This window comes from Enterobacter sp. Taxon_8 (assembly GCF_058354585.1).
Genome location: NZ_CM177989.1, coordinates 846,170 through 872,035, shown reverse-complemented (window position 1 = coordinate 872,035; position 25,866 = coordinate 846,170). Strand labels below are relative to the sequence as shown.

The following is a 25,866-nucleotide window of genomic DNA, read 5'->3' as shown; positions in this document are numbered from 1 at the left end:
GTTGTAAGACGCGAGGACTCCCTAAAAATAATAGGCAGAACAACTAATTCATTGAAAAATAGAGTGATATTAATCTGAATTTAATGAGGTAATACTGAATGTTCCAGCGATCTCTCACAAACGTTGTAAGAGATCTCTCACACGTGTTATAGCATCAGGGATTACAGAAGTGGCTCAAGGCGGGTGAGGAAATCCGCAAGAGAGGGGGCGAGAGTCTCGCGATTGCGGGTACCGATAGTCTCTTTAATCACTTCACCTGACAGGTTACAGACGGAGATAACGTCGAGCTCGCTGTCCAGCGTGGCAATAAAGAGCGTCGGAGAAAGCTTAAGGCGTTTTTGCGTGACAAGATGACCAATCAGGTTTTCCTGAACACGCTGCAGATCGTCTTCGCTCCAGGTCTGCAACAGCGTCAGCGTCATATCGGCAAAGCGCGCGGGCATATCCCCTGCGAACTGCGCGGTATAAAATGCGTGAACCGCTGGTTGTACCACAATGTCCATTGCCCGCTCAACAGCATTTACATTTTGCTCGCCGTCAAAAGGTTTTGGTTGCCAGATAACGTAATCGTCGAGCGAAGAGATAATACACGGTGAAGGTACGCCATATAAATCAGAACTTTGCGGCCACGTGCCCTGCTTTTCATGCCATGCGTCGCAGTAGCGGGTCGTAAAGGTAGTGAGGGCATTTACAGTTTCGATGTCCACCGATTTCTCTCTTCTTGTCAGACAGGATAAACTCAGGCCATAAGTGTACCTGTAAAGTGGCTATGAAACATGTCTTACGAAAATCATCAGGCGTTAACCGGCTTAACGCTGGGTAAATCGACCGATTACCGCGATACCTACGATGCAAGCCTGCTGCAGGGCGTGCCGCGCAGCCTGAACCGCGATCCTCTGGGTCTGCACGCAGACGCGCTGCCGTTCGTGGGTGGCGATATCTGGACGCTGTACGAACTCTCGTGGCTCAACGCACGCGGCCTGCCGCAGGTGGCGGTGGGCCACGTTGAGCTGGACTATGCCAGCGTGAATCTCGTCGAGTCTAAAAGCTTTAAGCTCTATCTCAACAGCTTTAACCAGACAAAATTTAACAGCTGGGACGACGTTCAGCACACGCTGGAACGTGATTTAAGCGCCTGCGCGCAGGGAAAGGTGAGCGTTTCACTGTATCGCCTGCACGAGCTGGAAGGGCAGCCAGTCGCCCACTTCAACGGGACCTGCATCGACGATCAGGATATTGAGGTGGAAAATTATGAATTCAGCGCCGATTACCTCGAAAACGCGGCGAGTGGCAAGGTGGTCGAAGAGACGCTGGTCAGCCATCTGCTGAAATCCAACTGCCTGATCACCCACCAGCCGGACTGGGGCTCAGTGCAGATCCAGTACCGCGGCCCGAAAATCGACCGGGAAAAATTGCTGCGCTACCTGGTGTCATTCCGACATCACAACGAATTCCACGAGCAGTGCGTGGAGCGCATCTTTAGCGATATTCAGCGCTTCTGCCAGCCAGAAAAACTGAGCGTTTACGCGCGCTATACCCGCCGCGGCGGTCTGGACATCAACCCGTGGCGCACCAACACCGATTTTGTGCCGGCGACCGGACGGCTGGTGCGTCAATAATATAAATATTTTCACAATATGCGCGGTATCTTCCGCGCTTTAGGTTGTGAAACGTCACGCGCCAGGGCTATTGTAATCAACAGGGAAAGACGATAATCGTCCCGTAAGGAGCTCACTTGATTACACATATTAGCCCGCTTGGCTCAATGGATATGTTGTCGCAGCTGGAAGTGGACATGCTTAAGCGCACGGCCAGCAGCGATCTTTATCAACTGTTTCGTAACTGTTCACTTGCCGTACTGAACTCCGGAAGCCTGACAGATAACAGTAAAGAACTGCTGTCCCGCTTCGAAAGCTTTGATATCAACGTGCTGCGCCGCGAGCGTGGCGTGAAGCTTGAAGTCATCAACCCGCCGGAAGAAGCCTTTGTTGACGGGCGTATCATTCGTTCACTTCAGGCTAACCTGTTTGCCGTGCTGCGTGACATCCTGTTTGTTAACGGGCAGATCCACAACGCAGGTCGTTTCCAGCATCTCGATCTGGAAAGCTCGGTCCATATCACCAACCTGGTGTTCTCCATATTGCGTAACGCCCGTGCCCTGCACGTTGGCGAAGCGCCGAACATGGTTGTCTGCTGGGGCGGCCACTCCATTAACGAAACCGAATACCTTTATGCCCGTCGGGTTGGAACGCAACTCGGCCTGCGTGAGCTGAATATCTGTACCGGCTGCGGTCCGGGTGCGATGGAAGCACCAATGAAAGGAGCGGCGGTTGGGCATGCGCAACAGCGCTACAAAGAGGGACGGTTTATCGGCATGACCGAACCGTCCATCATCGCCGCTGAGCCACCTAACCCGCTGGTTAATGAGCTGATTATCATGCCGGATATTGAGAAGCGTCTTGAAGCGTTTGTCCGTATCGCCCACGGCATTATCATCTTCCCGGGCGGCGTGGGGACAGCGGAAGAGCTGCTCTATCTGCTGGGTATTCTGATGAACCCGGCCAACAAGGATCAGGTTCTGCCGCTGATCCTGACCGGGCCAAAAGAGAGCGCCGACTACTTCCGCGTGCTGGACGAGTTTATCGTGCACACGCTGGGTGAAGCCGCCCGTCGCCACTATCGCATCATCATTGACGATGCCGCGGAAGTGGCGCGCCAGATGAAAAAAGCGATGCCGCTGGTGAAGGAGAACCGTCGCGATACCGGCGATGCGTACAGCTTTAACTGGTCAATCCGTATTGCGCCAGACCTGCAGATCCCGTTCGAGCCAACGCACGAAAATATGGCGAACCTGAAACTCTACCCGGACCAGCCGGTGGAAGTGCTGGCTGCGGATCTGCGTCGCGCCTTCTCCGGTATTGTCGCGGGCAACGTGAAAGAGATGGGCATCCGCGCCATTGAACAATACGGTCCGTACAAGATCCACGGCGACCCGGAGATGATGCGCCGCATGGACGACATGCTGCAGGGCTTTGTCGCCCAGCACCGCATGAAGCTGCCAGGCTCAGCCTATATTCCTTGCTACGAAATCTGCACATAACGCTTAGCGATATCTCATCAAAGCCGGGTCGCCCTGTTGCGCGTCCCGGCTTTTTTTATTCCTGATGTAATTCATACGAATCACTTATGTCTTTAACAAACTATGCCCAAACGCAAACGATTACCTTGTTTTCTCAACCGTAAATTATCAGCCTTAATCTAAATTACCCGTCAGAAAATACTAAAAACCCCTTTCTTTACAGCTAAAGACACCTATATCACGGGCCAGTCTTTCAGCTCACGTGTCGTTGGTGGTAGCCTTCGCGCCCGTAAATTCTCTTTGGTGTTTTTTTAACAGATAAATGGTCTAAAGATGCCCACATCATAAGTGGATTATTGCATTTGGGATCAGGATCACTGATAGATTCATAACTAGAATGTATCTTTCCGCCCGCCAATAGTTACGGGCAAAAATTATTAAAAAACCGTCACTGAACGAATTTCATATTACCGTCAGGCACTTTTTCATCGGATTTGACTAAAAACCTGACAATTCGCTTCCTCCAGGAGATACAGATGGAAACCACTCAAACCAGCACCGTTGCTTCGATTGAATCCCGAAGTGGTTGGCGCAAAACGGATACCATGTGGATGCTTGGCCTTTACGGCACGGCAATCGGCGCTGGTGTACTGTTCCTTCCTATCAACGCAGGCGTCGGCGGTCTGATTCCGCTGATCATTATGGCTATCATTGCTTTCCCGATGACCTTCTTTGCACACCGCGGTTTGACCCGCTTCGTGCTGTCCGGTAAAAACCCGGGCGAAGACATCACTGAAGTGGTTGAAGAGCATTTCGGCGTGGGCGCAGGTAAGCTGATTACCCTGCTCTACTTCTTCGCGATTTACCCTATCCTGCTGGTTTACAGCGTGGCGATTACCAACACCGTTGAAAGCTTCATGCTGCACCAGCTGCACATGACGCCGCCTCCGCGTGCCATCCTGTCTCTGATCCTGATTGTCGGCATGATGACCATCGTGCGCTTCGGTGAGCAGATGATTGTGAAGGCGATGAGCGTGCTGGTGTTCCCGTTTGTGGCTGCACTGATGCTGCTGGCCTGCTACCTGATCCCACAGTGGAACGGTGCAGCGCTGGAAACCCTGTCCCTGAGCAGCGCATCGGCGACCGGTAACGGCCTGCTGATGACCCTCTGGCTGGCGATTCCGGTAATGGTCTTCTCCTTCAACCACTCTCCAATCATCTCTTCCTTCGCCGTTGCGAAACGTGAAGAGTACGGTAACGGCGCAGAGAAGAAGTGCTCCAGCATCCTGGCACGCGCTCACATCATGATGGTTCTGACCGTTATGTTCTTCGTCTTCAGCTGCGTACTGAGCCTTTCCCCGGCGGATCTGGCTGCAGCGAAAGAGCAGAACATCTCTATCCTATCTTACCTGGCGAACCACTTTAACGCACCGCTGATTGCGTGGATGGCACCGATCATCGCGATTATCGCCATCACCAAATCCTTCCTGGGCCACTACCTCGGCGCACGTGAAGGCTTCAACGGTATGGTGATTAAATCTCTGCGCGGTAAAGGCAAGAGCATTGAAATCAACAAGCTGAACAAAATCACCGCGCTGTTCATGCTGCTCACCACCTGGGCAGTAGCGACCCTGAACCCAAGCATCCTGGGCATGATTGAAACCCTGGGCGGCCCGGTCATCGCGATGATTCTGTTCCTGATGCCGATGTACGCGATTCAGAAAGTCCCTGCTATGCGTAAGTACAGCGGTCATGTGAGCAACGTGTTTGTGGTTATCATGGGTCTTATCGCAATCTCTGCGATCTTCTACTCCCTGTACACCATGTTCTGATTACCACCCGCGCCGTTTTCGGACGGCGCACTCCTCCCTCTCTGACTGAAAGCAATGGACGCATCATGATTAGCGTATTCGATATCTTCAAAATCGGTATTGGTCCTTCCAGCTCTCATACCGTCGGACCGATGAAAGCCGGTAAGCAGTTCACGGATGACTTGATTGCACGCGGCATCTTGCACGACATTACGCGCGTGGTTGTAGATGTGTACGGCTCGCTTTCCCTGACCGGGAAAGGCCACCATACCGATATCGCGATTATCATGGGCCTGGCGGGAAACCTGCCGGATACCGTTGATATTGATGCGATCCCTGGTTTCATCCAGGACGTTAATACCCACGGTCGCCTGCTGCTGGCAAACGGCGAGCACGAGGTTGAATTCCCGGTTGACCATTGCATGAATTTCCATGCGGACAACCTGTCGCTGCACGAAAACGGCATGCGCATTACCGCGCTGGCCGGCGAAAAAGCGGTATACAGCCAGACTTATTACTCTATCGGCGGCGGTTTTATCGTCGACGAAGACCACTTTGGTCAAACCAGTACCTCTTCTGTCGAGGTGCCGTATCCGTACAAAACGGCGGCAGACCTCCAGCGCCACTGCCAGGAGACGGGCCTTTCCCTCTCCGGCCTGATGATGAAAAACGAGCTGGCACTTCACAGCAAAGAGGAGCTCGAACAGCACTTCACAAACGTTTGGGAAGTGATGCGCGGCGGTATTGAGCGCGGGATCACCACCGAAGGCGTTCTGCCGGGCAAGCTTCGCGTGCCGCGTCGTGCTGCTGCGCTGCGCCGTATGCTGGTGAGCACCGACAAAACGACAACGGACCCGATGGCCGTGGTGGACTGGATCAACATGTTCGCCCTGGCGGTAAACGAAGAGAACGCCGCAGGAGGCCGCGTGGTCACCGCGCCGACTAACGGCGCCTGCGGTATCGTTCCGGCGGTGCTGGCGTACTACGACAAGTTTATCCGTGAAGTGAACGCGAACTCGCTGGCGCGCTACCTGCTGGTGGCCAGTGCGATTGGTTCTCTGTATAAGATGAACGCGTCTATTTCCGGTGCGGAAGTGGGCTGTCAGGGTGAAGTCGGCGTGGCGTGCTCTATGGCGGCGGCGGGTCTGGCGGAACTCTTGGGCGCAAGCCCGGCGCAGGTGTGCATCGCAGCGGAAATCGGCATGGAACACAACCTGGGGCTGACCTGCGACCCGGTTGCCGGCCAGGTACAGGTGCCGTGCATCGAGCGTAACGCGATTGCCTCCGTGAAGGCGGTTAACGCGGCGCGAATGGCGCTGCGCCGCACCAGCGAGCCTCGCGTCTGTCTCGATAAGGTTATCGAAACCATGTACGAAACCGGTAAAGATATGAACGCCAAATACCGCGAAACCTCTCGCGGCGGCCTGGCGATGAAGATCGTAACCTGCGATTAAGCCTCTCAGGAAGCCTCGTTTTGCGAGGCTTCTTCCTGTTTTCCCCACCATTCATAGTTTCACGCTGCTGACAGTGTTACCCTTCACATATGAGATAGAAGGGAGATTATCTGTGGCCGTTCATTTACTTATCGTCGATGCACTAAACCTGATTCGCCGTATCCATGCGGTACAGGGGACGCCTTGTAAAGACACCTGCCTGCACGCGCTGGAACAGCTTATCCGCCACAGCGAGCCCACCCATGCGGTCGCGGTTTTTGATGACGAAGACCGCAACACGGGCTGGCGACACCAGCGTTTGCCCGACTACAAAGCCGGACGCGCACCGATGCCGGACGATCTTCACGCTGAATTGCCCATGCTGCGCGCTGCATTTGAACAGCGGGGCGTCCCCTGCTGGGGCGCACAGGGAAATGAAGCCGACGATCTCGCAGCCACTCTGGCCGTAAAGGTAGCCAGCGCCGGGCATCAGGCCACTATCGTTTCAACTGACAAAGGCTACTGCCAGCTGCTCTCTCCCACTATCCGCATTCGCGACTATTTTCAAAAACGCTGGCTGGACGCGCCATTTATTGCCAGCGAGTTCGGCGTCTCGCCTGGACAACTGCCGGATTACTGGGGGCTGGCAGGCATCAGCAGCTCTAAGGTTCCGGGTGTCGCCGGTATTGGGCCGAAGAGCGCCGCGCAGCTGCTGGCCGATTTTCAGAGTCTGGAAGGGATTTACGCCCGCCTGGATGAGGTGCCGGAAAAGTGGCGCAAGAAGCTGGAGGCGCATAAAGAGATGGCGTTTATCTGCCGGGAAATCGCAACGCTACAGACGGATTTACAGCTCGACGGGAATTTACAGCAGCTGCGTTTAGAACGTTAAAACGACTACACAGTTTTTTCGCCCGGTAAGCGCAGCGCCACCGGGCAAAAAAAGCACGCACTATCGCTCGTCGCGACGTCCGCCGACCGCAGCCCACCAGCGACGAATATGCACCGTCACCTCTTCACGATCGTGATACAGCTGACGTGCCTGGATCTCCACGTTAATACCGTGTTCGTTCATCTGCTCCTGAATGTACGCCAGGTTCTGCGACACTTCCTCATAGCGCTTTTTCATCGGCAGCTTGAGGTTGAAAATGGTCTCACGACACCAGCCGTTTACCAGCCAGGAGGCCATCAGCGCAGCCACTTTTGCCGGCTTCTCAACCATATCACACACCATCCACGAGATGTTGTTACGGTTCGGGCGATAGCGGAAACCGTCTTCACGCAGCCAGGTAACCTGCCCGGTGTCCATCAGGCTTTGCGCCATTGGGCCGTTATCAACGGACGATACCCACATATTGCGTTTCACCAGCTGATAGGTCCAGCCGCCCGGGCACGCACCAAGGTCGACGGCGTACATGCCGTTTGCCAGACGCTCATCCCACTCATCCGCCGGGATAAAGACGTGGAACGCCTCTTCCAGCTTGAGCGTGGAACGGCTTGGCGCATCGGCCGGGAAGCGCAAACGCGGGATGCCCATAAAGAAAGGAGAGTTGTTGGTGGTGTACGAATAGCCTGCATAGCAGCAGCCCGGTGCGATAAAGAAAATATGCACTACCGGACGCTTCGGCGTTTCGTAGTTCGTCAGCACGCCCGCATCACGCAGCGCCGCACGCAGCGGCACGGTGAACTTACGGCAGAACTTCATCAGCTCTTTACTTTCGTTGGTATCCGCCACTTCAACGCGCAGATCGCCGCCCTTTTCCACCACGCCCTGCAGCATGCCGACAATTGGCGTGATGCGGTCTTCCGGCGGAAGATCCTTCAGCAGCTCACCCGCAACAATCATCTGGCGAGCAAAGATCAGCGAGCTGAACGGCAGCTCGCGTGCCAGCTTGTCTGCGTCTTCGGGCTGGTAGCACTCGAATACCACATAGCCCGCGTTCTCTTTTACGCGGGCAAAGCCGAAGACTTCGCGCTTCGCCGCTTTATCGGTAATTTCCGCGGCACACTCTTTCTCAAACCCCGGGCGACAATATAAAACAACCTTATTCATGAACAACGCCCTTGCGTTTCAGACGGATAGCTCCGATAAACATTAATACCCAACCTGCCAGGAAGCTGAAGCCGCCGACAGGTGTAACGAACGCCCACAGGCGCAGATGTGAGAGCGCAAGGCAGTACAGGCTACCGCTAAACAACACGGTACCCAGCGCCATAAACACGCTGCTCCAGTAAAACCAGATACTGATACGACGCTGCATCGCCACCGCCAGCCCAAAAATAGCCAGCGTGTGGAATGCCTGATATTCAAGGCCGGTCTGGATCCAGCCCATCTCTACAGCGCCCAAAGACTTGCTTAATACATGTGCGCCAAAGGCGCCCAGTGCAACAAAAATAAAGCCACTCACCGCGGCAAAAATCAGCATGAATCGGCTGGTCATGTTTAAGTCCTGAGTTGATGCGTGCCCGGCACACAAACGTTATTGTTCATACCTGAAGCGGAATTTTTCTTGCTCGGTTGCCGCTTTCGCCAGTATCCACTGCCGGAAGGCGGCTATTTTACCCAGTTCTGCCTGACTGTCATGACAAACCAGATAAAACGCATTCTTGCTGACCAGTACATCATTAAAAGGGCAGACCAGGCGGCCTGCCTCAATTTCAGACTGCGCCATGACGTTGTTCGCCAACGCCACGCCTTGTCCGTGAATGGCAGCCTGTAACACCATCGCACTGTGGCTAAAGATGGGTCCCTGCTGCACGTTTATATGAGTAAGACCTAATTGACGGGTATAAGTTTGCCAGTCGCGGCGAGAGGCATCATGCAAAAGCGTATGCTGCGCCAGATCAGCGGGAGACTTCAGCGCCTTGTCGCCCGTTAACAGCAGGGGAGAACAGACCGGCAGGAGATATTCTGCGTATAATTTCTCAACACGCAAGCCCGGCCAGTTACCGCGACCATAAAAAATGGCGACATCCACGTCATCGGCCAGCTTGTCCTCCTGACGATCTACCGCCTGGATTCGAACGTCGATCCCCGGATAAGCTGAGTTAAAGCTTGAGAGTCTGGGCACCAGCCATTGAATCGCAAAACTGGGCAATAAACTGACAGTCAGGGCACCTTTTGCACTGCGAGCCTGCAGCTTACGCGTGGCTTCCGTAAGCTGGGAAAAAATCTCTTTAATATCCTGAAAATAGCTCTGCCCCTCTTCGGTCAACAGCAACGAACGGTTGCGTCGACGAAACAGCTTAAGGCCCAGAAAATCCTCCAGAGACTTGATTTGGTGACTTACTGCGGCCTGTGTCACAAAAAGCTCATCTGCTGCGCGGGTAAAGCTCAGGTGACGTGCTGCTGCATCAAAAACACGTAATGCATTAAGAGGTGGCAATCGCTTTGACATGGTTATCTGGCTTAGATGTTAACGGATTTTAACAAACAGGAAACAACGTTTAACCTATTAGTTTTTTTTATCTGAGCCATTATAATTTGTCCGTTGAGTAACTACCAGCAAATACCTATAGTGGCGGCACTTCCTGAGCCGGAACGAAGAGCTTTTTTCGGAATGCGTGTTCTGAAGGGCTTTTGGCTTACGGTTGTGATGTTGTGTTGTTGTGTTTGCAATTGGTCTGCGATTCAGACCACGGTAGCAACGCTACCAATTTTTCACTTCCTGTACATTTACCCTGTCTGTCCATAGTGATTAATGTAGCACCGCCAATTTGCGGTGCTTTTTTTTCGCTTGCGATCTGTTAATGCTCGATCTCTTTCATCTCTTTCACGTCCGTGCGGTTGATCTGCTGCTTGTTCCCGTTAGCATCTTTGTACGAAATCATCCCGGTATCATTATCGGTAGTCGGTTTCCCTTCCGAAACGATAGAACGACCATCGTTGGTGTGCATCACGTAGTTATTACCAGAACAGGCGCTCAGGGCAAAAGTAAACGCACAGGCAGAAATGATTGCAGCTGTCTTATTCATGATTATTCTCCTTTAGCAATTAATGCTATTCAAACCTCGATTTATAACAGGCTAAAACATCCGCCTAACACTATTTAGCATAACCTGCTTTTTTGAGGTCATCAGGATAAGCAGACAATTCTGATAGATATCAACCTCCTTGCCCTGCAGCTGAAATTGCGCGACGATCGCTATATTGAAATGAGGAATCCCATGAACGCTTTCAGCCCTGCGCAGTTCCGCGCACAGTTTCCGGCGCTGGTCGATGCCGGTATTTATCTGGATAGCGCCGCCACCGCCCTTAAGCCCCAGGCGGTGATTGAGGCCACTCAGCAGTTCTACAGCCTGAGCGCCGGGAACGTGCATCGCAGCCAGTTTGCCGAAGCGCAGCGGTTAACCGCGCGCTATGAAGCGGCACGCGATCAGGTCGCCCGCCTGATCAATGCCGAAAGCGGGAAAAACATCGTCTGGACGCGCGGCACGACCGAGGCCATCAACATGGTGGCCCAGTGCTTCGCGCGCCCGCTGCTTCAGCCGGGCGATGAGATCGTCGTCAGCGAGGCGGAACATCACGCCAACCTGGTGCCGTGGCTGATGGTGGCCGAGCAGACGGGCGCACGCGTGGTGAAGCTTCCGCTGGGTGCAGACCTTCTGCCCAATGTGGCTCGCCTCCCCGAGCTGATTACCTCCCGCAGTCGCATTCTGGCGCTCGGACAGATGTCGAACGTCACGGGAGGTTGCCCGGATCTGGCTCAGGCCATTCGCATAGCCCATGCCTGCGGGATGGTGGTGATGGTTGACGGCGCTCAGGGCGTGGTGCACTTCCCCGCCGACGTGCAGGCGCTGGATATCGATTTCTATGCCTTCTCAGGACATAAACTTTATGGGCCAACCGGTATTGGGGCGTTGTACGGCAAGCCAGAACTGCTGGCAAAAATGACGCCGTGGCTTGGTGGCGGCAAAATGATTACCGAAGTGTCGTTCGAGGGCTTCAAAACGCAGGACATCCCCTATCGTCTGGAAGCCGGTACGCCGAACGTGGCGGGGGTGATTGGCTTAAGCGCGGCGCTGGAGTGGCTGGCTGAAATCGACATTGTTCAGGCTGAAAGCTGGAGCCGGGGGCTGGCGACGCTGGCAGAGGAAGAACTCAAAAAGCGCCCGGGCTTCCGCTCGTTCCGCGTTCAGGACTCAAGCCTGCTCGCCTTTGATTTTGCGGGCGTACATCACAGCGACATGGTGACGCTGCTGGCCGGGTATGGCATTGCCCTGCGTGCCGGACAGCACTGCGCCCAGCCGCTGCTGGCGGCGCTTGGCGTTAACGGTACGCTGCGCGCCTCGTTTGCGCCGTATAATACCCAAAGCGATGTCGACGCGCTGGTTGCCGCCGTTGACCGTGCCCTTGAAATACTGGTGGATTAATGACTAGCGCTGCTTTAGCCGGACATCCGTTTGGCACCGTCATCACAGAAGAGACCTTGAAACAGACCTTCGCCCCGCTCCAGCAGTGGGAAGATAAATATCGACAGCTGATCCTGCTGGGTAAACAGCTCCCTGCCCTTTCAGACGATCTCAAAGCGCAGGCGAAAGAGATTGCGGGCTGTGAGAATCGAGTCTGGCTGGGCGTGAGCGTCTCCGGCGAAAAGCTGCACTTCTTCGGCGACAGCGAAGGCCGCATCGTCCGGGGCCTGCTGGCCGTATTGTTGACCGCTGTGGAAGGGAGAAGCGCGGCGGAACTGCTGGCGCATTCGCCGCTGACGTTATTTGATGAGCTTGGGCTGCGCGCGCAGCTCAGCGCCTCGCGCGGTCAGGGGCTGATCGCGCTAAGCGAAGCCGTGCACGACGCCGCACGCCAGGCTCAGGCCTGACGCTCCGCTTTCGCCATCATCTTCTTCAGGGCGTGTGACACCGCCACAAAGCCAAAGGAAGCGGTCACCATCGTGGCCGCGCCAAAGCCTGAGGCACAATCCATCCTCTTTGGTCCTTCCGCCGTGCTTTTCATCGCGCACACGGAGCCGTCCGCCTGCGGGTAAACCAGCGCTTCGGTCGAGAACACGCAGTCAACGCCCAGCTTGCCTTTGCTGTTCTTCACCACGTTAAAGTCGCTCTTCAGGCGCTCACGCAGCTTAGCCGCCAGCGGATCCTGAATGGTTTTCGCCAGATCGGCTACCTGGATCTGCGTAGGGTCGATTTGCCCGCCCGCGCCGCCCGTCGTCACCAGGGGAACCTTGTAACGACGACAGTAGGCGATCAGCGCCGCTTTTGGCCGCACGCTGTCGATGGCGTCAATCACATAGCTGTAGCCTTTGCTCATATACTCCGCGACGTTATCTGCCGTCACAAAGTCGTCGATCACCGTAACCTGACATTCCGGGTTGATCAGGCGGATACGCTCCGCCATGACCTCAGACTTCGCCAGACCAACGTTATCACGCAGGGCGTGGATTTGACGGTTGGTGTTGGTGACGCAAACGTCATCCATGTCAATCAGCGTGATTGCGCCAATACCGGTTCTCGCCAGCGCTTCTGCCGCCCACGACCCCACACCACCAATGCCCACGACGCAGACATGCGCATCCGCAAACAGCTGCAGGGCTTTTTCACCATATAAACGTGCCGTCCCGCCAAAACGCTGGCGCCAGGCGTCGCTGATTACCACAGACATAAAACCTCAGATGTAAAAAGGGTGAGGTTATCCTCACCCTGAACAGTAATCCGTATTGCGCTCAGAATACCACAATCAGCCGCTGAATACGTTTCCGGCACCTGGTGCCGCCTTCAGTACCCACACGCGTCCGTAGTGATTATACCAGCCCGCGCGATGACCTGCGTCAGGGCCAATACCCTGATAGATGTCGAAGTGCTGGCCTTTAATCGCCCCGCCGACGTCCAGAGCCACCATCAGACGCAGCTCATACTGGCCGTTGAACTTGCCGTTGTTGTCCAGCAGCGGGACCTCAGCAAGCAGCGTGGTGCCTGCAGGAATAATCGAACGATCGGATGCTACCGACGCGCGGCCAATCAGCGGAACTGCGCTCGCCCCTTTCACCGGCGCGAAGTTTTGCGGTTTAAAGAAGACGAACGACGGGTTCTGCTCAAGCAGCTCGCGCACCTCGGCCTCGCTGTGCTTCTCGCCCCACTCGCGGATCGCCTGCATCGACATATCTTCTTTCTTCACTTCGCCGCGGTCGATCAGCACCTTGCCGATACTGCGATAGGCGTGGCCGTTTTTACCGGAATAGCTGAAGAAGTTAAGTGGCGAACCGTCGCCAAAATCAATGTAGCCGCTGCCCTGAACGTCCATGATGAAGTTATCCATCAGGGAGTTGCTGTAGGCCAGGACGTAGTTTTCGCTCAGCGCACCGGCGTAGATCTCGGCGCGCGACGGGAGGCGACCGCGTTTTGGCGGCATACGGTAGATAGGATACTGGAACTCGCCCTGACGCGAGTGTCGTGCCTGGATAACTGGCGTGTAATAGCCGGTAAACTGGACGTTGCCGTAGTTATCGGCCCCTTCCATCTGCCAGGCGTCGATACCAAACTGGCGCATATTGCGCGTATCGCCGCCTGCTTTCAGCCAGTCCTGGACCGCGTTATATACGCTACTCTGGGCGCCATACAGACGCGGCGACGCGTTGCGGATCTGGTAGACCTGCTCGGAGAAATCACCGGCATTAATAGGTGCGCCGACAGCATCAGGCTGATTAACTAAAGAGAAAGGCTGGGATAACTTCCCGTCTTTATACTGTTGACCGCGATCGGTCGGTTTGGAAGAACAGGCCGCAAGAATCGCTACCATTGCGCCCGTCATCAGATACTTCGCCCAACGTCCTTTCATTATATCTCGTCTTTAAGTTGCCCATTTCCGCGTGATGAAGATAACAAACCGCCAGGGCTAATGAAATGCGATCGCATGCCCTTTGGCAAATTTTGCGCAAAAAATAGTCCAAACAACGCCATGTCGTTCAATTTGCATACAAAATCATGATAAATGTGAAAAAGGGGTTGCATCATAAGTCTATCCGAGTATAGTGCGCATCCACGGACGCGGGGTGGAGCAGCCTGGTAGCTCGTCGGGCTCATAACCCGAAGGTCGTCGGTTCAAATCCGGCCCCCGCAACCAATTAAAATTTGATGAAGTATCTTCTACGACCAGTAGAAAGACGGACGCGGGGTGGAGCAGCCTGGTAGCTCGTCGGGCTCATAACCCGAAGGTCGTCGGTTCAAATCCGGCCCCCGCAACCAATCAAATTTGAAGAAGTAAGCTTCTACAAGAGTAGAATGACGGACGCGGGGTGGAGCAGCCTGGTAGCTCGTCGGGCTCATAACCCGAAGGTCGTCGGTTCAAATCCGGCCCCCGCAACCAACACTTCTAAAACAACAAACACCCTGAAGGGTGTTTTTTTGTATCTGTCGTTTGTGAATTTGCCGGGGGTGTACCCGGCTGAAAGCGTTATCCGCGCCGCGCCAGCGTCGCCCCGTCAGAGAAATACGCACGAATCCCTGCCAGAATCGACTCCGCAACCTCCTGCTGGAATTTTGCCGTCTTGAGCTTACGCTCCTCTTCCACGTTACTGATAAACGCGGTTTCAACCAGGATGGACGGAATATCCGGCGCCTTGAGTACCGCAAATCCGGCCTGTTCAACGCTGTTCTTATGCAGCTTATTGATGTTCCCCAGCTTGCCCAGCACCGCTTTACCAAACTTCAGGCTGTCGTTAATGGTCAGCGACTGCACCATATCGAACATGGTGTGGTCGACGTAGCGATCGCCGCTTTTGCTCACGCCACCAATCAGGTCCGAGGCGTTCTGGGTGTCCGCAAGGTATCTCGCGGCGGTACTGGTCGCGCCTTTGGTTGAGAGCGCGAACACGGACGAACCGCTTGGCTGGCGGCTGGTAAACGCATCCGCATGGATCGACACGAACAAATCTGCGCGCTGCTTCTGTGCTTTCGCCACCCGGACCTTCAGCGGAATAAAGATATCTTCATTGCGCGTCATATAGGCGCGCATATTGCCTTCTTTATCAATCAACGCCTTCAGGCGACGGGCAATTTGCAGCACCACGTCTTTTTCACGCGTACGGTATTTTCCCACCGCGCCGGAGTCTTCGCCGCCGTGGCCAGGATCGAGCATGATCACAATCGGACGATCGCGCCCTGCTTTCCCCGGCTGCGGACCACTTTGCGCGGGCGGCACCTGACGCTGAAGATCGCCTTTGTTGTAATCCTCCAGCAGGGCGAGAAGCGGATCCTGAATATCCGTCGCATTGGCCGGGTAGAGATCCATGACCAGTCGCTCTTTAAACGTCGCGACGGGCGCCAGGGCGAACAGCTGCGGCTTCACGTTCTGCTTAAGCTCAAACACCATGCGCACGGTTTGCGGGTCAAACTGCCCGACGCGCGCCGATTTAATAAACGGATCGTCGCCGCGGATCTGCGCCGCTATCCCTTTCAGCACGGAGTTGAGGTTAACGCCTTCGAGATCCACCACCACGCGTTCCGGGTTGCTGAGGGCAAATTGCTTATATTTCAGCACGCGATTGGATTCGACCGTCACGCGCGTATAGGTCGACGATGGCCAGACGCGCACCGCTACCACCTGACTGGTTGCGGCAAGACCGACCTGACTGACGCTAAGCAACCACATTGCCCCGGCCCCTTTTAACAAACGGCGGCGGCTTATTGCTGAATTGGATCCCGACATGCTTCTCCCGAGCAAGAACACTGACTGATATACAAAATGTCCAGATTGACCGAAAACTTTAACGAATGACGCATAAACTGTCATCTATAAAAGGGTAAACAATCATACGCTAACGCACGGATTACTTACCAAATTCTGTGGGTCGCGGAAAATTTGCGCTTGCACACGCGGTCACAATCGAATAAAAATACATAAATTACGAATAAACATTCATTAAGGGTTGTGCCATGGTGAAGGAACGTAGAACCGAACTGGTCCAGGGATTCCGCCATTCTGTTCCCTATATCAACGCCCATCGGGGAAAAACGTTTGTCATCATGCTTGGCGGCGAAGCCATTGAGCATGAAAATTTTTCCAGCATCGTCAATGACATTGGCCTGCTGCACAGCCTGGGGATCCGCCTGGTGGTGGTCTATGGCGCGCGCCCGCAGATCGACGCCAACCTGGCCGCTCACCACCACGAGCCGATTTACCACAAGCATACCCGCGTCACCGATGCCAAAACCCTTGAGCTGGTGAAGCAGGCGGCGGGTCTGCTGCAGCTGGATATTACCGCTCGCCTGTCCATGAGCCTGAACAACACGCCGCTGCAGGGCGCGCATATCAACGTCGTGAGCGGCAACTTCATCATTGCCCAGCCGCTCGGCGTGGACGATGGCGTGGATTACTGCCACAGCGGCCGCATTCGTCGTATTGATGAAGAAGCCATACACCGCCAGCTGGACAGCGGAGCCATCGTCCTGATGGGCCCGGTCGCCGTTTCAGTGACCGGCGAAAGCTTTAACCTCACCTCAGAAGAGATCGCCACGCAGCTGGCGATCAAGCTGAAGGCGGAAAAAATGATTGGGTTCTGCTCCTCCCAGGGCGTCGTGAACGATGAAGGAACGATCGTGCCGGAACTCTTCCCGAATGAAGCCCAGGCCCGCGTGGAGGCGCTGGAAGCCGAAGGCGATTACTACTCCGGCACCGTCCGCTTCCTGCGTGGTGCCGTGAAGGCCTGCCGCAGCGGCGTGCGCCGTAGCCACCTGATCAGCTATCAGGAAGATGGCGCCCTGCTGCAGGAGCTGTTCTCCCGCGACGGTATTGGTACGCAGATTGTCATGGAGAGCGCGGAGCAGATACGCCGCGCCACCATCAACGATATCGGCGGTATTCTGGAACTGATCCGCCCGCTGGAACAGCAGGGTATTCTGGTGCGTCGTTCACGCGAGCAGCTGGAGATGGAGATCGACAAATTCACCATTATTCAGCGCGATAACCTGACCATCGCCTGCGCCGCGCTTTATCCGTTCCCGGAAGAGAAGATCGGTGAAATGGCCTGCGTGGCGGTGCACCCTGATTACCGCAGCTCTTCACGCGGTGAAATGCTGCTTGAGCGCGTGGCGGCACAGGCGCGCCAGATGGGGCTGAGCAAGCTGTTCGTCCTGACGACGCGCAGCATTCACTGGTTCCAGGAGCGCGGGTTCACGCCGGTGGATATCGACTCCCTGCCGGAAACGAAGAAAGAGATGTACAACTATCAGCGCCGTTCAAAAGTGCTGATGGCAGATCTGGGATGATACGACGCCCTCACCGTCCGGCGAGGGCGTTCGTTCAGAGGGACTCAAATATCGCGCCCAGCCCGCTTCGGCGTTCCGTACGGGTGGCGATCGCCTGCACCAGCACCCGTTCATCGGCATAAAGCGACAGGCGCTGACGCGCGCGCGTAATGGCGGTATAGATCAGCTCGCGGGTAATAACGGGTGAAAGCTGCGTAGGCAGGATCAGCGCCGCATGGTTAAATTCGGAGCCCTGAGATTTATGCACCGTCATCGCCCAGGCGGTTTCATGCTCGGGTAAACGGCTGGGCTGGAAGGACTTCACGCTCCCGTCCGGCATCTGGAACCAGACGCGTAGTCCCTGACCGCAGTCGAGCGCAATCCCGATATCACCGTTAAACAACCCCAGCGCGCTGTCGTTACGGGAGATCATCACCGGTCGCCCTTCATACCAGCGCGAATGCGGGGTACGGTTAATTTTGCGTTTTTGCGCCAGCAGCTGTTCCAGCCTGTCGTTGAGACCCCGGACGCCAAAGGGGCCTTCCCTCAGCGCACAGAGCAGCTGGTATTCGCCAAACGCGGCAATGATCTGCTCAGGCGCACTTTGCTGTTGTACGCTTGTCAGAAAGTGCTGATACCCCTGCAGAGCGTCGTCCAGCATCGCCTGATACTCTTCCCCGTTTTGCAGCAATTTTTTCTCAATATCCGTAAAGGTTCCGGCAAACACCGCTGAGGTGGCGTGTCTGTCTCCCCGGTTTACGGCCGCCGCAAGCTGGCCGATGCCGGAATCGCTGCCGAAACGGTAGCTTTTCTGCAGCAGACACAGGCTGTCGCGCAACGCCCCTGCAAGCGAGTGGCTTTCAGAGGTGAGCGTACATCCGGTGAGACGGGCTAATTCCTGAGCGCGTTCAGCGGTATATCCCAGACTGGCATAGGTGCAAATATCGCCCAGCACGGCCCCCGCCTCTACGGAGGCAAGCTGGTCACGATCGCCGAGGAAAATGACGCGCGCGTGCGGCGGTAGCGCATCAATCAAACGCGACATCATCGTCAGATCAATCATTGAGGCTTCATCCACCACCAGCACATCCAGGTGCAGCGGGTTACCGGCATGGTAGCGCAGACGCTGACTGCCAGGCTGTGCGCCAAGCAAACGGTGCAGCGTGCTGGCTTCATTGGGAAAAAGTGCAAGCTGCTCCCCGGTAAGCGGCAGCTTTTGCAGCGCGCCGCCTAACGACTCCGTCAGACGCGCAGCGGCTTTACCGGTGGGGGCCGCCAGGCGAATACGGCACTTTTGCTCCCCCGATAATTGAATCAGCGCGGCGAGCAGTTTTGCCACGGTGGTCGTTTTCCCGGTGCCCGGACCGCCAGAAATGACCGAGATCCGACGCGTTAACGCCACGGCAGCTGCCACTTTCTGCCAGTCTGTCGCATCGTCAGATATAAACAGCGCATCCAGCGTTTGCCGGAGCTGCGTTTCATCGCAGGGAAGCGGGGCGTTGCTCTCACTGAAGAAGCGTGCCACCGTCAGTTCGTTACGCCACAGCCGGTTAAGATACAAACGTTCGCCGACAAGGATCATCGGCGTCCCGGTATCGGCTCCGCTTACGGCAGGCGAGCCGAGTAATATCTCCTGCCAGTCCACTGCGTCACCAAGCTGCGCGAAACACGCCTGTAAAGCCGGAGGCATTTTCTCATCCACCGCCAGACGCGACAGCGGCAGGCACACGTGCCCCTCTCCCGCGTCTTTGCTAAGAATGGCTGCGGCAAGCATGACGGCAGGCTCCTCACCTGCCACCATCATGGCAAACTGCACGTCCAGGTGGCGCAGTAATCGTTGTTCAACCGCGTCCAGCAGTAGCGCCTGCATCGTCATGCCACCTCCTCCGTGCCTGCGGCAAACAGGTTATCCATTTTTTCAATCAGTTCCTCAGCCGGACGCGTGCTAAAGATGCCGGAACGCGGGTCGTTAGCATCCACGCCGCGCAGGAACAGGTAAATCACGCCGCCAAAATGCGCTTCGTAACGATAATTGGCCATGCGATGGCGCAGGTAACGGTGTAGCGCCAGGGTGTAAAGCTGGTACTGCAGATCGTAGCGATGCAGTTGCATTGCCGACGCCATCGCCTGTTGGGTATAGGCTTCACTGCTGTCACCGAGCCAGTTCGATTTGTAATCCAGCAGGTAGTAGCGTCCTTCGTGGCGGAAAACCAGGTCGATAAAGCCTTTGAGCATCCCCTGCACCTGGCGGAAATTCAGCGGCGGGCATCCGGCAGATAGCGGATCGTACTCGCGGATCAGCGCATCAAGCGCCTCGGCCCTGAGCGGGCTGGCGATGGGGAGATAAAACTCCATCTCCACCTGCTTATCTTTGGCGGTCAACTGATTCAGCGAAATCCCCTGCGTCGTGAGCGGCGCGTGCAGAACCGCGCGGATCCAGTCGGTGAGAACCGGCTGCCACTGTGCGTCGTAACCACCGCTCTGTAACATCTTCAGCACCCACTCTTCGGAAACCGGCTGGGTGAAATCCAGCTCTTCAAACAGGCTGTGCAAAAACGTGCCCGGCGAAGCGCCGCGCGGGAACTGGTGTGGCGTCAGCACAGGCTCAACGGGTACGCTACCGGCTCCTGCGGCATCCACGTCCAGTTTTGGCATCAGATCCTGCGCAATACTCTGCCCGTGCTGCTGTAAGCCGGAGTAGCTAGTAACGCGCCAGTCGTCGGCAATGGTACGTACCACCTGACGGGCATGGAGATCTGACTCGTGCAGATCCGGCATGTGCCAGCGGCTGTTATCGGGCAGCGATGGAATATGCAGGGCAACATGCTCAGTGCAAAGCGATTCGATGCACTGGCGCAGGCCCGCCGCGTCTTTAGGCTCACCCTGCTGAATAAGCCGCCCCAGCGCGCTCAGATGAAAATCGCTCTCCCCGATCTTTTCGCCACGGCGACGGAACAGCGGCGCAACGCCCAGGCTGCAGTGCCATACCGAACGGGTCAGCGCCACGTAAAGCAGGCGCAGGTCTTCCGCCAGACGCTCGGCTTCGGCCAGCTCAACGCTGGACTCCGCGTTGCTGAGATCGAGCACCGCCTCAAAAGATTCGCGATCGTGGTAAAAAGCCTGATCCTGCACGCGGTAATTGGCGATAAACGGCAGCCAGACCAGCGGATATTCCAGGCCTTTCGACTTGTGAATGGTGACGATCTGCACCAGATGTTTATCACTCTCGAGGCGCATCTGCTGGCTGGATGAATTGCTGTTCGGATCGGCAATCTGCTGCGCCAGCCATCGCACCAGGGCGTGCTCGCTCTCCAGCTGCGTACCGGCTTCCTGCAAGATTTCGCTGATGTGCAAAATATCGGTCAAACGACGCTCGCCGCCTGCGGTAGCCAGCATATTCTCCGCAATGTGGCGCTGTGCCATGAGCTCGCGCACCATCGCCATAACTCCACGCTTCTGCCATTTTTCGCGGTAGCGCACAAACTCCTCTACCACAGCATCCCACGCGGCTTCGTCATTGTTGAGCGCATCTATATCCCGCGCGTTCAGTCCGAGCATCGCGCTGGCTAATGCGCTACGCAATGTACTTTCCCGCTCCGGGGCCAGCACGGCCTGGAGCAGCCATAACATCTCCTGCGCTTCCAGCGTTTCAAAGACGCTGTCACGGTTCGATAGATAGACGGAGGGGATATTCAGTAACGTCAGTGCGTCTCGGATTAATGCGGCCTCCTGACGGCTGCGCACCAGCACCGTAATATCCGATGCCTTTACCGGGGTGGGGTTATCCCCCTTCCAAAGCAGCGCCTCGCCCCGCGCCCCGGCACTGAGCCAGTCACGGATTTGCGCAGCACAGTGTTGGGCCATGGCATTTTGATAGTCGGCAACGCCGCAGCCTTCCCCATCCAGCAGCCAGAAGTTCATGGCAGGCTGCGTCACGCCGTTAAACTCGAAGCGCAGCGAGGCATTTTTCGGGGCAAATTTTACCGGCTGAAACGGGATCTCCCGAAACATAAACGCCGTATCCATGCGGCTAAAGAGCGCGTTGACGCTTTCCACCATGCCGGGAGAGGAGCGCCAGTTGGTATCGAGCGTGTAGTGCGCGTCAACCTCGCTGCGGGCTTTCATATAGGTGAAAATATCCGCCCCGCGGAAGGCGTAGATGGCCTGTTTCGGATCGCCGATTAACAACAGCGCGGTACCGGGCTGCTGGCGCCAGATACGGCGGAAAATGCGGTACTGCTGAGGGTCGGTGTCCTGAAATTCGTCTATCATCGCAACCGGGAAGCGGGTGCGAATCGCGGCGGCAAGCGCTTCGCCGTTTTCACTGCACAGCGCCGCATCAAGGCGGCTCAGCATATCGTCGAAACCCAGTTCACCCCGGCGGCGTTTCTCGCGCGCCACGGCTTCGCGAATTTCGGTCATGGCGCGAGCGATCATCAGATCGTTGAGCGTAAGGTTATCCGCCAGCAGGGTTTCTATTGCCACAAACAGGGGATGCTCAGGCACAATGCCGTCGGCTTTGGTCCGCTCAGCCAGGAAACGCTGGGAGAATTTCTCCAGCGCATCCGGGAGCTGATAGCCCCGCGTCTCTTCCTGCGCCCAGGCGCTGATCTTGTCGATCCATTTCCCCTGATTGCCGCGGTTGAACTTGCGACGATCGATGCCGGAATTTTCGATGATGGCGTCAATCTCACCGACTGACTCCATCCATTTTTGCTTGATGTCCGCAATTTTCGCGATGATTTTTTCATGCCGCGAGGCCAGGGTTTCATCTGCCGGCGGCGGGGATTTGATTATCGGCGCTTCCCCCTGGAGATAACGATCGATCGCGCGCAGCAGCGCCTCCGGGCCTTTCCAGAGCGCGTGTACCGCTTCGGCAATATCACGCTGTAAGGGGTAGCAGTGGCGACGCCAGAAATCCGCGCAGGCCTGATAGCGAAGCACGGATTCATCTTCAATGAGCTGCTGTTCGAACAGCATTCCGGACTCGAACGCATTCAGGCTCAGCATACGCTGGCAAAAACCGTGAATGGTAAAGACGGACGCTTCGTCCATCTGCCGTTCAGCGAGCAGCAGCCACTGGGCCGCCTGCTGCTTATCGGCAATCTCTTCCAGAAGGCTGGCGTAGAGAGGGTTATCCGTGCTCTGACGCAGACAGGCGATGCGCAGCTCGTGGATATTGGTACGAATACGGCCCCGCAGCTCCGCGGTAGCGGCCTCGGTGAAGGTGACCACCAGCAGCTCTTCCACGCTCAAAGGGCGTGGAAAAGCTGCGTTGCCGCCAAGCCCCAGCAGCAGACGCAGATAGAGGGCGGCAATGGTGAAGGTTTTTCCCGTTCCCGCTGAGGCTTCAATCAATCGTTCACCCTGCAGAGGTAAACGTAAGGGATCAAGGGACTCAGCGGTATCGGTCATTCTTTCTTACTCCAGGGCATAGATTGCTGCAGCGCGCTGACGCTCTTCCAGACTTTCCAGCCTTTAGGGTTCACGTACTCCGTTTTCCCGTTCTGGCTACCGGAAACCTGAGACAGGATGGTGATTCCCTGCGGCTTAATGACCGCCTGATGGAAGAAGTCGGCAACCTTCTGCGGCGTCAGCTGTTTTATCTCGGCCACTACTTTATCACGCGAATCAAATTCCAGATTACCGCGATCGAAATCTTTGCTCAGCTGAGAGGCTTCTTCACCCAGCGTCTGCGGCGGCTGCATCACCTGCGCGATGACGGCCTGCTGGATCTGAGCAAACTCTTCCGGCTTCATGGCACGCAGTTTTGCTTCCACCTGCGGGAAGAAGGCCTGATAACGCTGCCAGAGATACGCCGGTTGTTTATCGCTGCTTTGCAGCAGGAAACCCAGCCCCCACTGACGACCGACGTTCATGGAGAAGGCAAATACCGCGTAGCCAAGCTGCTCCTCTGTGCGTAACTGGTTATAGAACCACGGCTGAATAATCTGTCCCAGCACGGCACTCTGCGCCGAGCTGGCGAATTCATCATAGCCCGTTGGCACAAATACCGCGGCCAGCGCGGAGTCCGTGCTGTTACCCGCCTTTTCAAAAATCACATTTTGCTTTTTCTCAACCAGCACGTCCTGGTTGCGGCACCACTCGTCGCCTTTAGAGCCGAGCTGAGTGCGAACATTCTGCGCCAGGGTTTTAGCCTGCTCCTCACTCATGTTGCCGATAATCAGGAACTCCGGACGCGTATTGGTTTTCAGCGCGTCGCGGTACGCCAGCACGTCTTTTAAGGAGATGGAAGGCAGCAGCGCGCGGCGCTCCTCTCGCTGGAAATAAGGAACCTGCGACAGCATTTGCGCCGGCATAAGCGCAAGATCGTAGGCCTTGCCCTTCTCGGCAGAATCCATCATCTGGGCATACCAGGATTTAGCCTGCTCAAGCTGCTCTTCCGTCGGCGTGTAGCTGAAGTAGCCCTCCAGCAAGGCCTGGAACAGCTGAGGCAAGCGCTGGGTATAGCCGTTTGCATTAAGCATCAAACCGTTATTGGCATTGGTGGAGAAGCTGATCCCGCCCACGGCGGCCTGGTTGCTGAGCTGATCGAGAGCGATACCGGCGAGATAGTCATTGAGTGCGAACATCACCTGATTTTTGGCGCTGTTCATTGCTTTCGGGTTACGCAGCACCACGCTGACATCGGCTTTTGGCTCACTGGCAAAATAGCGGCTTGGAGTATACACAACGCGCAGCGTTGGCTCATCAATGATGAGTTCTGGATGCGGGTAATCTTTCGTCGTTTTGATAAGCGAAAAATCATCCGGAATATAGGGGTTCAGCTCCGGCAGCTTCAACGCAATCTCCCCGGCCTTCTTCTGCCAGTCGGCGAAGGTCTGGGCGCTGATTTTATCCACCTGATAAGGGGCATCGACAAAGTACGCCGTCTTGTTATGCGGTTCGTTCGGGCTGATGTACCAGATGCGGGCATTCTCCGGCGTCATCATCGCCAGGCGGGCTTTTACCGCCCCGGCATCATACTGGTCGGCAATATTTACCGCGTCGAGGGTATGTTCCACCGGCACGCGGATCATGGTATCCGCCAGCCACTCCACATAGTCCATGTCGCGGGTTATGGATGGGTAGCGGAAGTCGAGATCCAGCACGTGCGCGAGTTCATCAAAATAGCGCTTATCGACGCCTCTCTCGCGCAGCAAAGCGAGGTAGCTAAAGATAGCCGCCACGACTTCATCGCGGTTGGCCAGCCCTTTGTCGGTCAGGGTGGCGGAGATCGCCAGTACGCCGCTATTACCGTTCACTACCGGATCGGAATCGGCGCGAATACCTTCCGCCAGCCCCTGCTTTTGCAGCCAGTCAGACAGCGTACCCAGGCTACGGTTACCTATCAGGTAGGTCACCAGCTCATCGGTTTTACTGCGAAACTGAGCCGTGTTGTTATCAATGCGGAATTCGACGCGCAGCACTTTGCGCGGCATGGCAGGAACGTAGTGGATCACGATACCTTTTTGCGCGTCCGTGACCACCGGAACGGTTATTTGCGGCAGGTCGATATTTTTATTCGGCACCCGGCCAAACGTTTTGGCCGCCATGTCTGCCAGCTCAGGCAAAGGTTTATTGCTGTAGATGACCGCTTTCATCAGGTTGGCGGAGTAGTATTTATCGCGAAACGCGTGCAGGGCATCCAGCACCGGGCTATTCGGTTTGTCGCTCAAGGTTTCGAGGTTACCGCCGGAGAAGCGCGAACCCGGGTGCGCCGGGTTGATGGTCTCGGCGCTGACCTGCGCCATGCGCATACCGTCTCGCGTGCGGGCCATGGTCAGCTCGGCATTCACCGCATTGCGTTCACGATCGGCGTATTTTTTATCCAGCAACGGCGCGGCGATGGAATCAGCCAGACGGTCGACTGCCCCTTCCAGCGCATCATTTTCGACTTCGAGATAAAAGGCCGTGCGGTACGGTGCCGTACTGGCATTGTGGCTACCGCCATGCATCTTGAGAAATTCGGACAGGCTATCTGGCTGTGGGTATTTTTTTGACCCCATCAGCGTCATATGTTCCAGATAGTGTGCAAGTCCAGGATGAGCGTCAGGATCTTCCAGCGACCCAACCGGCACCACTAATGCCGACAGGGATTTCACCGCCTGCGGGTCGGAAACCAGCAGCACGGTCATGCCGTTATCAAGACGAATAGCCTGATATTGACGGGTATCTTTTTCGCTCTTACGGATAGTTTCCTGAACGGGTTGCCAACCGGAGTCTGCGTGAGTGACGGGCGCCCAAAGGGCAATAAACAAAACAAACGCTTTAAACAAGGTGCTGCCTGGCATTACGACCTCTTTATCACGGCTACATCATAAACAAACTGCGTGCTGGACACGCCAAC

At 56.0% G+C, this 25,866-nt stretch carries 19 protein-coding genes and 3 tRNA genes; 11 read left to right on the top strand and 11 right to left on the bottom strand.

Going from position 1 to position 25,866, the window contains the following annotated elements:
• Positions 1-161: 161 nt before the first annotated feature.
• On the bottom strand, positions 162-707 hold the full coding sequence (gene syd, locus AC4IBF_RS04195; RefSeq protein WP_149366626.1) for a SecY-interacting protein: 546 nt from the start codon (positions 705-707) through the stop codon (positions 162-164).
• 69 nt (positions 708-776) lie between these two features.
• Here syd and queF point away from each other — a divergent pair, with 69 nt between their 5' ends.
• From queF to xni, 5 genes are all read left to right on the top strand, one after another.
• The gene (queF, locus tag AC4IBF_RS04190) at positions 777-1,619 is read left to right on the top strand and encodes an NADPH-dependent 7-cyano-7-deazaguanine reductase QueF (protein WP_021241894.1); all 843 of its coding nucleotides are present in this window, start codon (positions 777-779) and stop codon (positions 1,617-1,619) included.
• Positions 1,620-1,735: 116 nt separating this feature from the next.
• Entirely contained in the window at positions 1,736-3,100 is a 1,365-nt protein-coding gene (gene ppnN, locus AC4IBF_RS04185) for a nucleotide 5'-monophosphate nucleosidase PpnN (protein WP_023309027.1), read from the top strand.
• Positions 3,101-3,615: 515 nt separating this feature from the next.
• Positions 3,616-4,911, top strand: a complete 1,296-nt coding sequence (locus tag AC4IBF_RS04180; protein ID WP_111965430.1) for an HAAAP family serine/threonine permease — start codon at positions 3,616-3,618, stop codon at positions 4,909-4,911.
• 65 nt (positions 4,912-4,976) lie between these two features.
• Positions 4,977-6,344 carry an L-serine ammonia-lyase gene (locus AC4IBF_RS04175; RefSeq protein ID WP_111965429.1) on the top strand — a complete coding sequence of 456 codons (1,368 nt, stop codon included), beginning with the start codon at positions 4,977-4,979 and terminating at the stop codon, positions 6,342-6,344.
• A gap of 112 nt (positions 6,345-6,456) precedes the next feature.
• Positions 6,457-7,212: a flap endonuclease Xni gene (gene xni, locus AC4IBF_RS04170; RefSeq protein WP_115876191.1), complete on the top strand. Its 756-nt coding sequence runs from the start codon at positions 6,457-6,459 to the stop codon at positions 7,210-7,212.
• A 60-nt stretch (positions 7,213-7,272) separates the two neighbouring features.
• Here the strand turns inward: xni and rlmM are convergent, their stop codons facing one another.
• The 4 genes from rlmM to AC4IBF_RS04150 all read right to left on the bottom strand — a co-directional run bounded on the left by rlmM (position 7,273) and on the right by AC4IBF_RS04150 (position 10,295).
• On the bottom strand, positions 7,273-8,373 hold the full coding sequence (gene rlmM / locus AC4IBF_RS04165; protein WP_143345470.1) for a 23S rRNA (cytidine(2498)-2'-O)-methyltransferase RlmM: 1,101 nt from the start codon (positions 8,371-8,373) through the stop codon (positions 7,273-7,275).
• Positions 8,366-8,761: a DUF423 domain-containing protein gene (locus AC4IBF_RS04160; protein WP_023309031.1), complete on the bottom strand. Its 396-nt coding sequence runs from the start codon at positions 8,759-8,761 to the stop codon at positions 8,366-8,368. Before AC4IBF_RS04160 ends, rlmM begins: the two co-directional genes overlap by 8 nt.
• Before the next feature lie 39 nt (positions 8,762-8,800).
• On the bottom strand, positions 8,801-9,718 hold the full coding sequence (gene gcvA, locus AC4IBF_RS04155) for a glycine cleavage system transcriptional regulator GcvA (RefSeq protein ID WP_032643156.1): 918 nt from the start codon (positions 9,716-9,718) through the stop codon (positions 8,801-8,803).
• A 349-nt stretch (positions 9,719-10,067) separates the two neighbouring features.
• Positions 10,068-10,295: a YgdI/YgdR family lipoprotein gene (locus AC4IBF_RS04150; protein WP_008499648.1), complete on the bottom strand. Its 228-nt coding sequence runs from the start codon at positions 10,293-10,295 to the stop codon at positions 10,068-10,070.
• Between the two features lie 192 nt (positions 10,296-10,487).
• Here AC4IBF_RS04150 and csdA point away from each other — a divergent pair, with 192 nt between their 5' ends.
• Entirely contained in the window at positions 10,488-11,693 is a 1,206-nt protein-coding gene (gene csdA / locus AC4IBF_RS04145; RefSeq protein WP_348943118.1) for a cysteine desulfurase CsdA, read from the top strand.
• Positions 11,693-12,139: a cysteine desulfurase sulfur acceptor subunit CsdE gene (gene csdE / locus AC4IBF_RS04140; protein ID WP_133295075.1), complete on the top strand. Its 447-nt coding sequence runs from the start codon at positions 11,693-11,695 to the stop codon at positions 12,137-12,139. The genes csdA and csdE overlap by 1 nt, the downstream gene beginning before the upstream one ends.
• Here the strand turns inward: csdE and tcdA are convergent.
• Complete coding sequence (tcdA, locus tag AC4IBF_RS04135) at positions 12,130-12,936, bottom strand: tRNA cyclic N6-threonylcarbamoyladenosine(37) synthase TcdA (RefSeq protein ID WP_003862764.1); 807 nt, start codon at positions 12,934-12,936, stop codon at positions 12,130-12,132. The two genes, csdE and tcdA, sit on opposite strands and share 10 nt — an antisense overlap.
• Before the next feature lie 75 nt (positions 12,937-13,011).
• Positions 13,012-14,109: a murein transglycosylase A gene (gene mltA, locus AC4IBF_RS04130; RefSeq protein WP_111965423.1), complete on the bottom strand. Its 1,098-nt coding sequence runs from the start codon at positions 14,107-14,109 to the stop codon at positions 13,012-13,014.
• A 208-nt stretch (positions 14,110-14,317) separates the two neighbouring features.
• Here mltA and AC4IBF_RS04125 point away from each other — a divergent pair.
• From AC4IBF_RS04125 to AC4IBF_RS04115, 3 genes are all read left to right on the top strand, one after another.
• Positions 14,318-14,394: transfer RNA gene (locus AC4IBF_RS04125), tRNA-Met, on the top strand.
• 45 nt (positions 14,395-14,439) lie between these two features.
• A tRNA-Met gene (locus AC4IBF_RS04120) sits at positions 14,440-14,516 on the top strand.
• Positions 14,517-14,560: 44 nt separating this feature from the next.
• A tRNA-Met gene (locus tag AC4IBF_RS04115) sits at positions 14,561-14,637 on the top strand.
• A gap of 87 nt (positions 14,638-14,724) precedes the next feature.
• On the opposite strand, the gene amiC is transcribed toward AC4IBF_RS04115, so the two are convergent.
• Positions 14,725-15,978, bottom strand: a complete 1,254-nt coding sequence (amiC, locus tag AC4IBF_RS04110; RefSeq protein ID WP_133295076.1) for an N-acetylmuramoyl-L-alanine amidase AmiC — start codon at positions 15,976-15,978, stop codon at positions 14,725-14,727.
• A 227-nt stretch (positions 15,979-16,205) separates the two neighbouring features.
• Between amiC and argA the strand changes: the two genes are divergently transcribed.
• The gene (gene argA, locus AC4IBF_RS04105) at positions 16,206-17,537 is read left to right on the top strand and encodes an amino-acid N-acetyltransferase (protein WP_023294467.1); all 1,332 of its coding nucleotides are present in this window, start codon (positions 16,206-16,208) and stop codon (positions 17,535-17,537) included.
• 34 nt (positions 17,538-17,571) lie between these two features.
• Here the strand turns inward: argA and recD are convergent, their stop codons facing one another.
• From recD to ptrA, 3 genes are read right to left on the bottom strand one after another with little or no spacing between them, the layout of a single operon-like run.
• Positions 17,572-19,392 (bottom strand): exodeoxyribonuclease V subunit alpha, encoded by a 1,821-nt coding sequence (recD, locus tag AC4IBF_RS04100; protein WP_491463165.1) that lies wholly within the window; start codon positions 19,390-19,392, stop codon positions 17,572-17,574.
• On the bottom strand, positions 19,389-22,931 hold the full coding sequence (recB, locus tag AC4IBF_RS04095) for an exodeoxyribonuclease V subunit beta (RefSeq protein ID WP_491463164.1): 3,543 nt from the start codon (positions 22,929-22,931) through the stop codon (positions 19,389-19,391). The genes recD and recB overlap by 4 nt, the downstream gene beginning before the upstream one ends.
• On the bottom strand, positions 22,928-25,810 hold the full coding sequence (gene ptrA / locus AC4IBF_RS04090; protein WP_491463163.1) for a pitrilysin: 2,883 nt from the start codon (positions 25,808-25,810) through the stop codon (positions 22,928-22,930). The genes recB and ptrA overlap by 4 nt, the downstream gene beginning before the upstream one ends.
• Positions 25,811-25,866: the final 56 nt, after the last annotated feature.

What these genes read in the sequence shown, in the direction of transcription:
- queF (WP_021241894.1), top strand. Translation starts at nt 777, where the DNA reads ATGTCTTACGAAAATCATCAGGCGTTAACCGGCTTAACGCTGGGTAAA.
- AC4IBF_RS04180 (WP_111965430.1), top strand. Translation starts at nt 3,616, where the DNA reads ATGGAAACCACTCAAACCAGCACCGTTGCTTCGATTGAATCCCGAAGT.
- AC4IBF_RS04175 (WP_111965429.1), top strand. Translation starts at nt 4,977, where the DNA reads ATGATTAGCGTATTCGATATCTTCAAAATCGGTATTGGTCCTTCCAGC.
- rlmM (WP_143345470.1), bottom strand. Translation starts at nt 8,373, where the DNA reads ATGAATAAGGTTGTTTTATATTGTCGCCCGGGGTTTGAGAAAGAGTGT.
- AC4IBF_RS04160 (WP_023309031.1), bottom strand. Translation starts at nt 8,761, where the DNA reads ATGACCAGCCGATTCATGCTGATTTTTGCCGCGGTGAGTGGCTTTATT.
- gcvA (WP_032643156.1), bottom strand. Translation starts at nt 9,718, where the DNA reads ATGTCAAAGCGATTGCCACCTCTTAATGCATTACGTGTTTTTGATGCA.
- AC4IBF_RS04150 (WP_008499648.1), bottom strand. Translation starts at nt 10,295, where the DNA reads ATGAATAAGACAGCTGCAATCATTTCTGCCTGTGCGTTTACTTTTGCC.
- csdA (WP_348943118.1), top strand. Translation starts at nt 10,488, where the DNA reads ATGAACGCTTTCAGCCCTGCGCAGTTCCGCGCACAGTTTCCGGCGCTG.
- csdE (WP_133295075.1), top strand. Translation starts at nt 11,693, where the DNA reads ATGACTAGCGCTGCTTTAGCCGGACATCCGTTTGGCACCGTCATCACA.
- tcdA (WP_003862764.1), bottom strand. Translation starts at nt 12,936, where the DNA reads ATGTCTGTGGTAATCAGCGACGCCTGGCGCCAGCGTTTTGGCGGGACG.
- mltA (WP_111965423.1), bottom strand. Translation starts at nt 14,109, where the DNA reads ATGAAAGGACGTTGGGCGAAGTATCTGATGACGGGCGCAATGGTAGCG.
- amiC (WP_133295076.1), bottom strand. Translation starts at nt 15,978, where the DNA reads ATGTCGGGATCCAATTCAGCAATAAGCCGCCGCCGTTTGTTAAAAGGG.
- argA (WP_023294467.1), top strand. Translation starts at nt 16,206, where the DNA reads ATGGTGAAGGAACGTAGAACCGAACTGGTCCAGGGATTCCGCCATTCT.
- recD (WP_491463165.1), bottom strand. Translation starts at nt 19,392, where the DNA reads ATGACGATGCAGGCGCTACTGCTGGACGCGGTTGAACAACGATTACTG.
- recB (WP_491463164.1), bottom strand. Translation starts at nt 22,931, where the DNA reads ATGACCGATACCGCTGAGTCCCTTGATCCCTTACGTTTACCTCTGCAG.
- ptrA (WP_491463163.1), bottom strand. Translation starts at nt 25,810, where the DNA reads ATGCCAGGCAGCACCTTGTTTAAAGCGTTTGTTTTGTTTATTGCCCTT.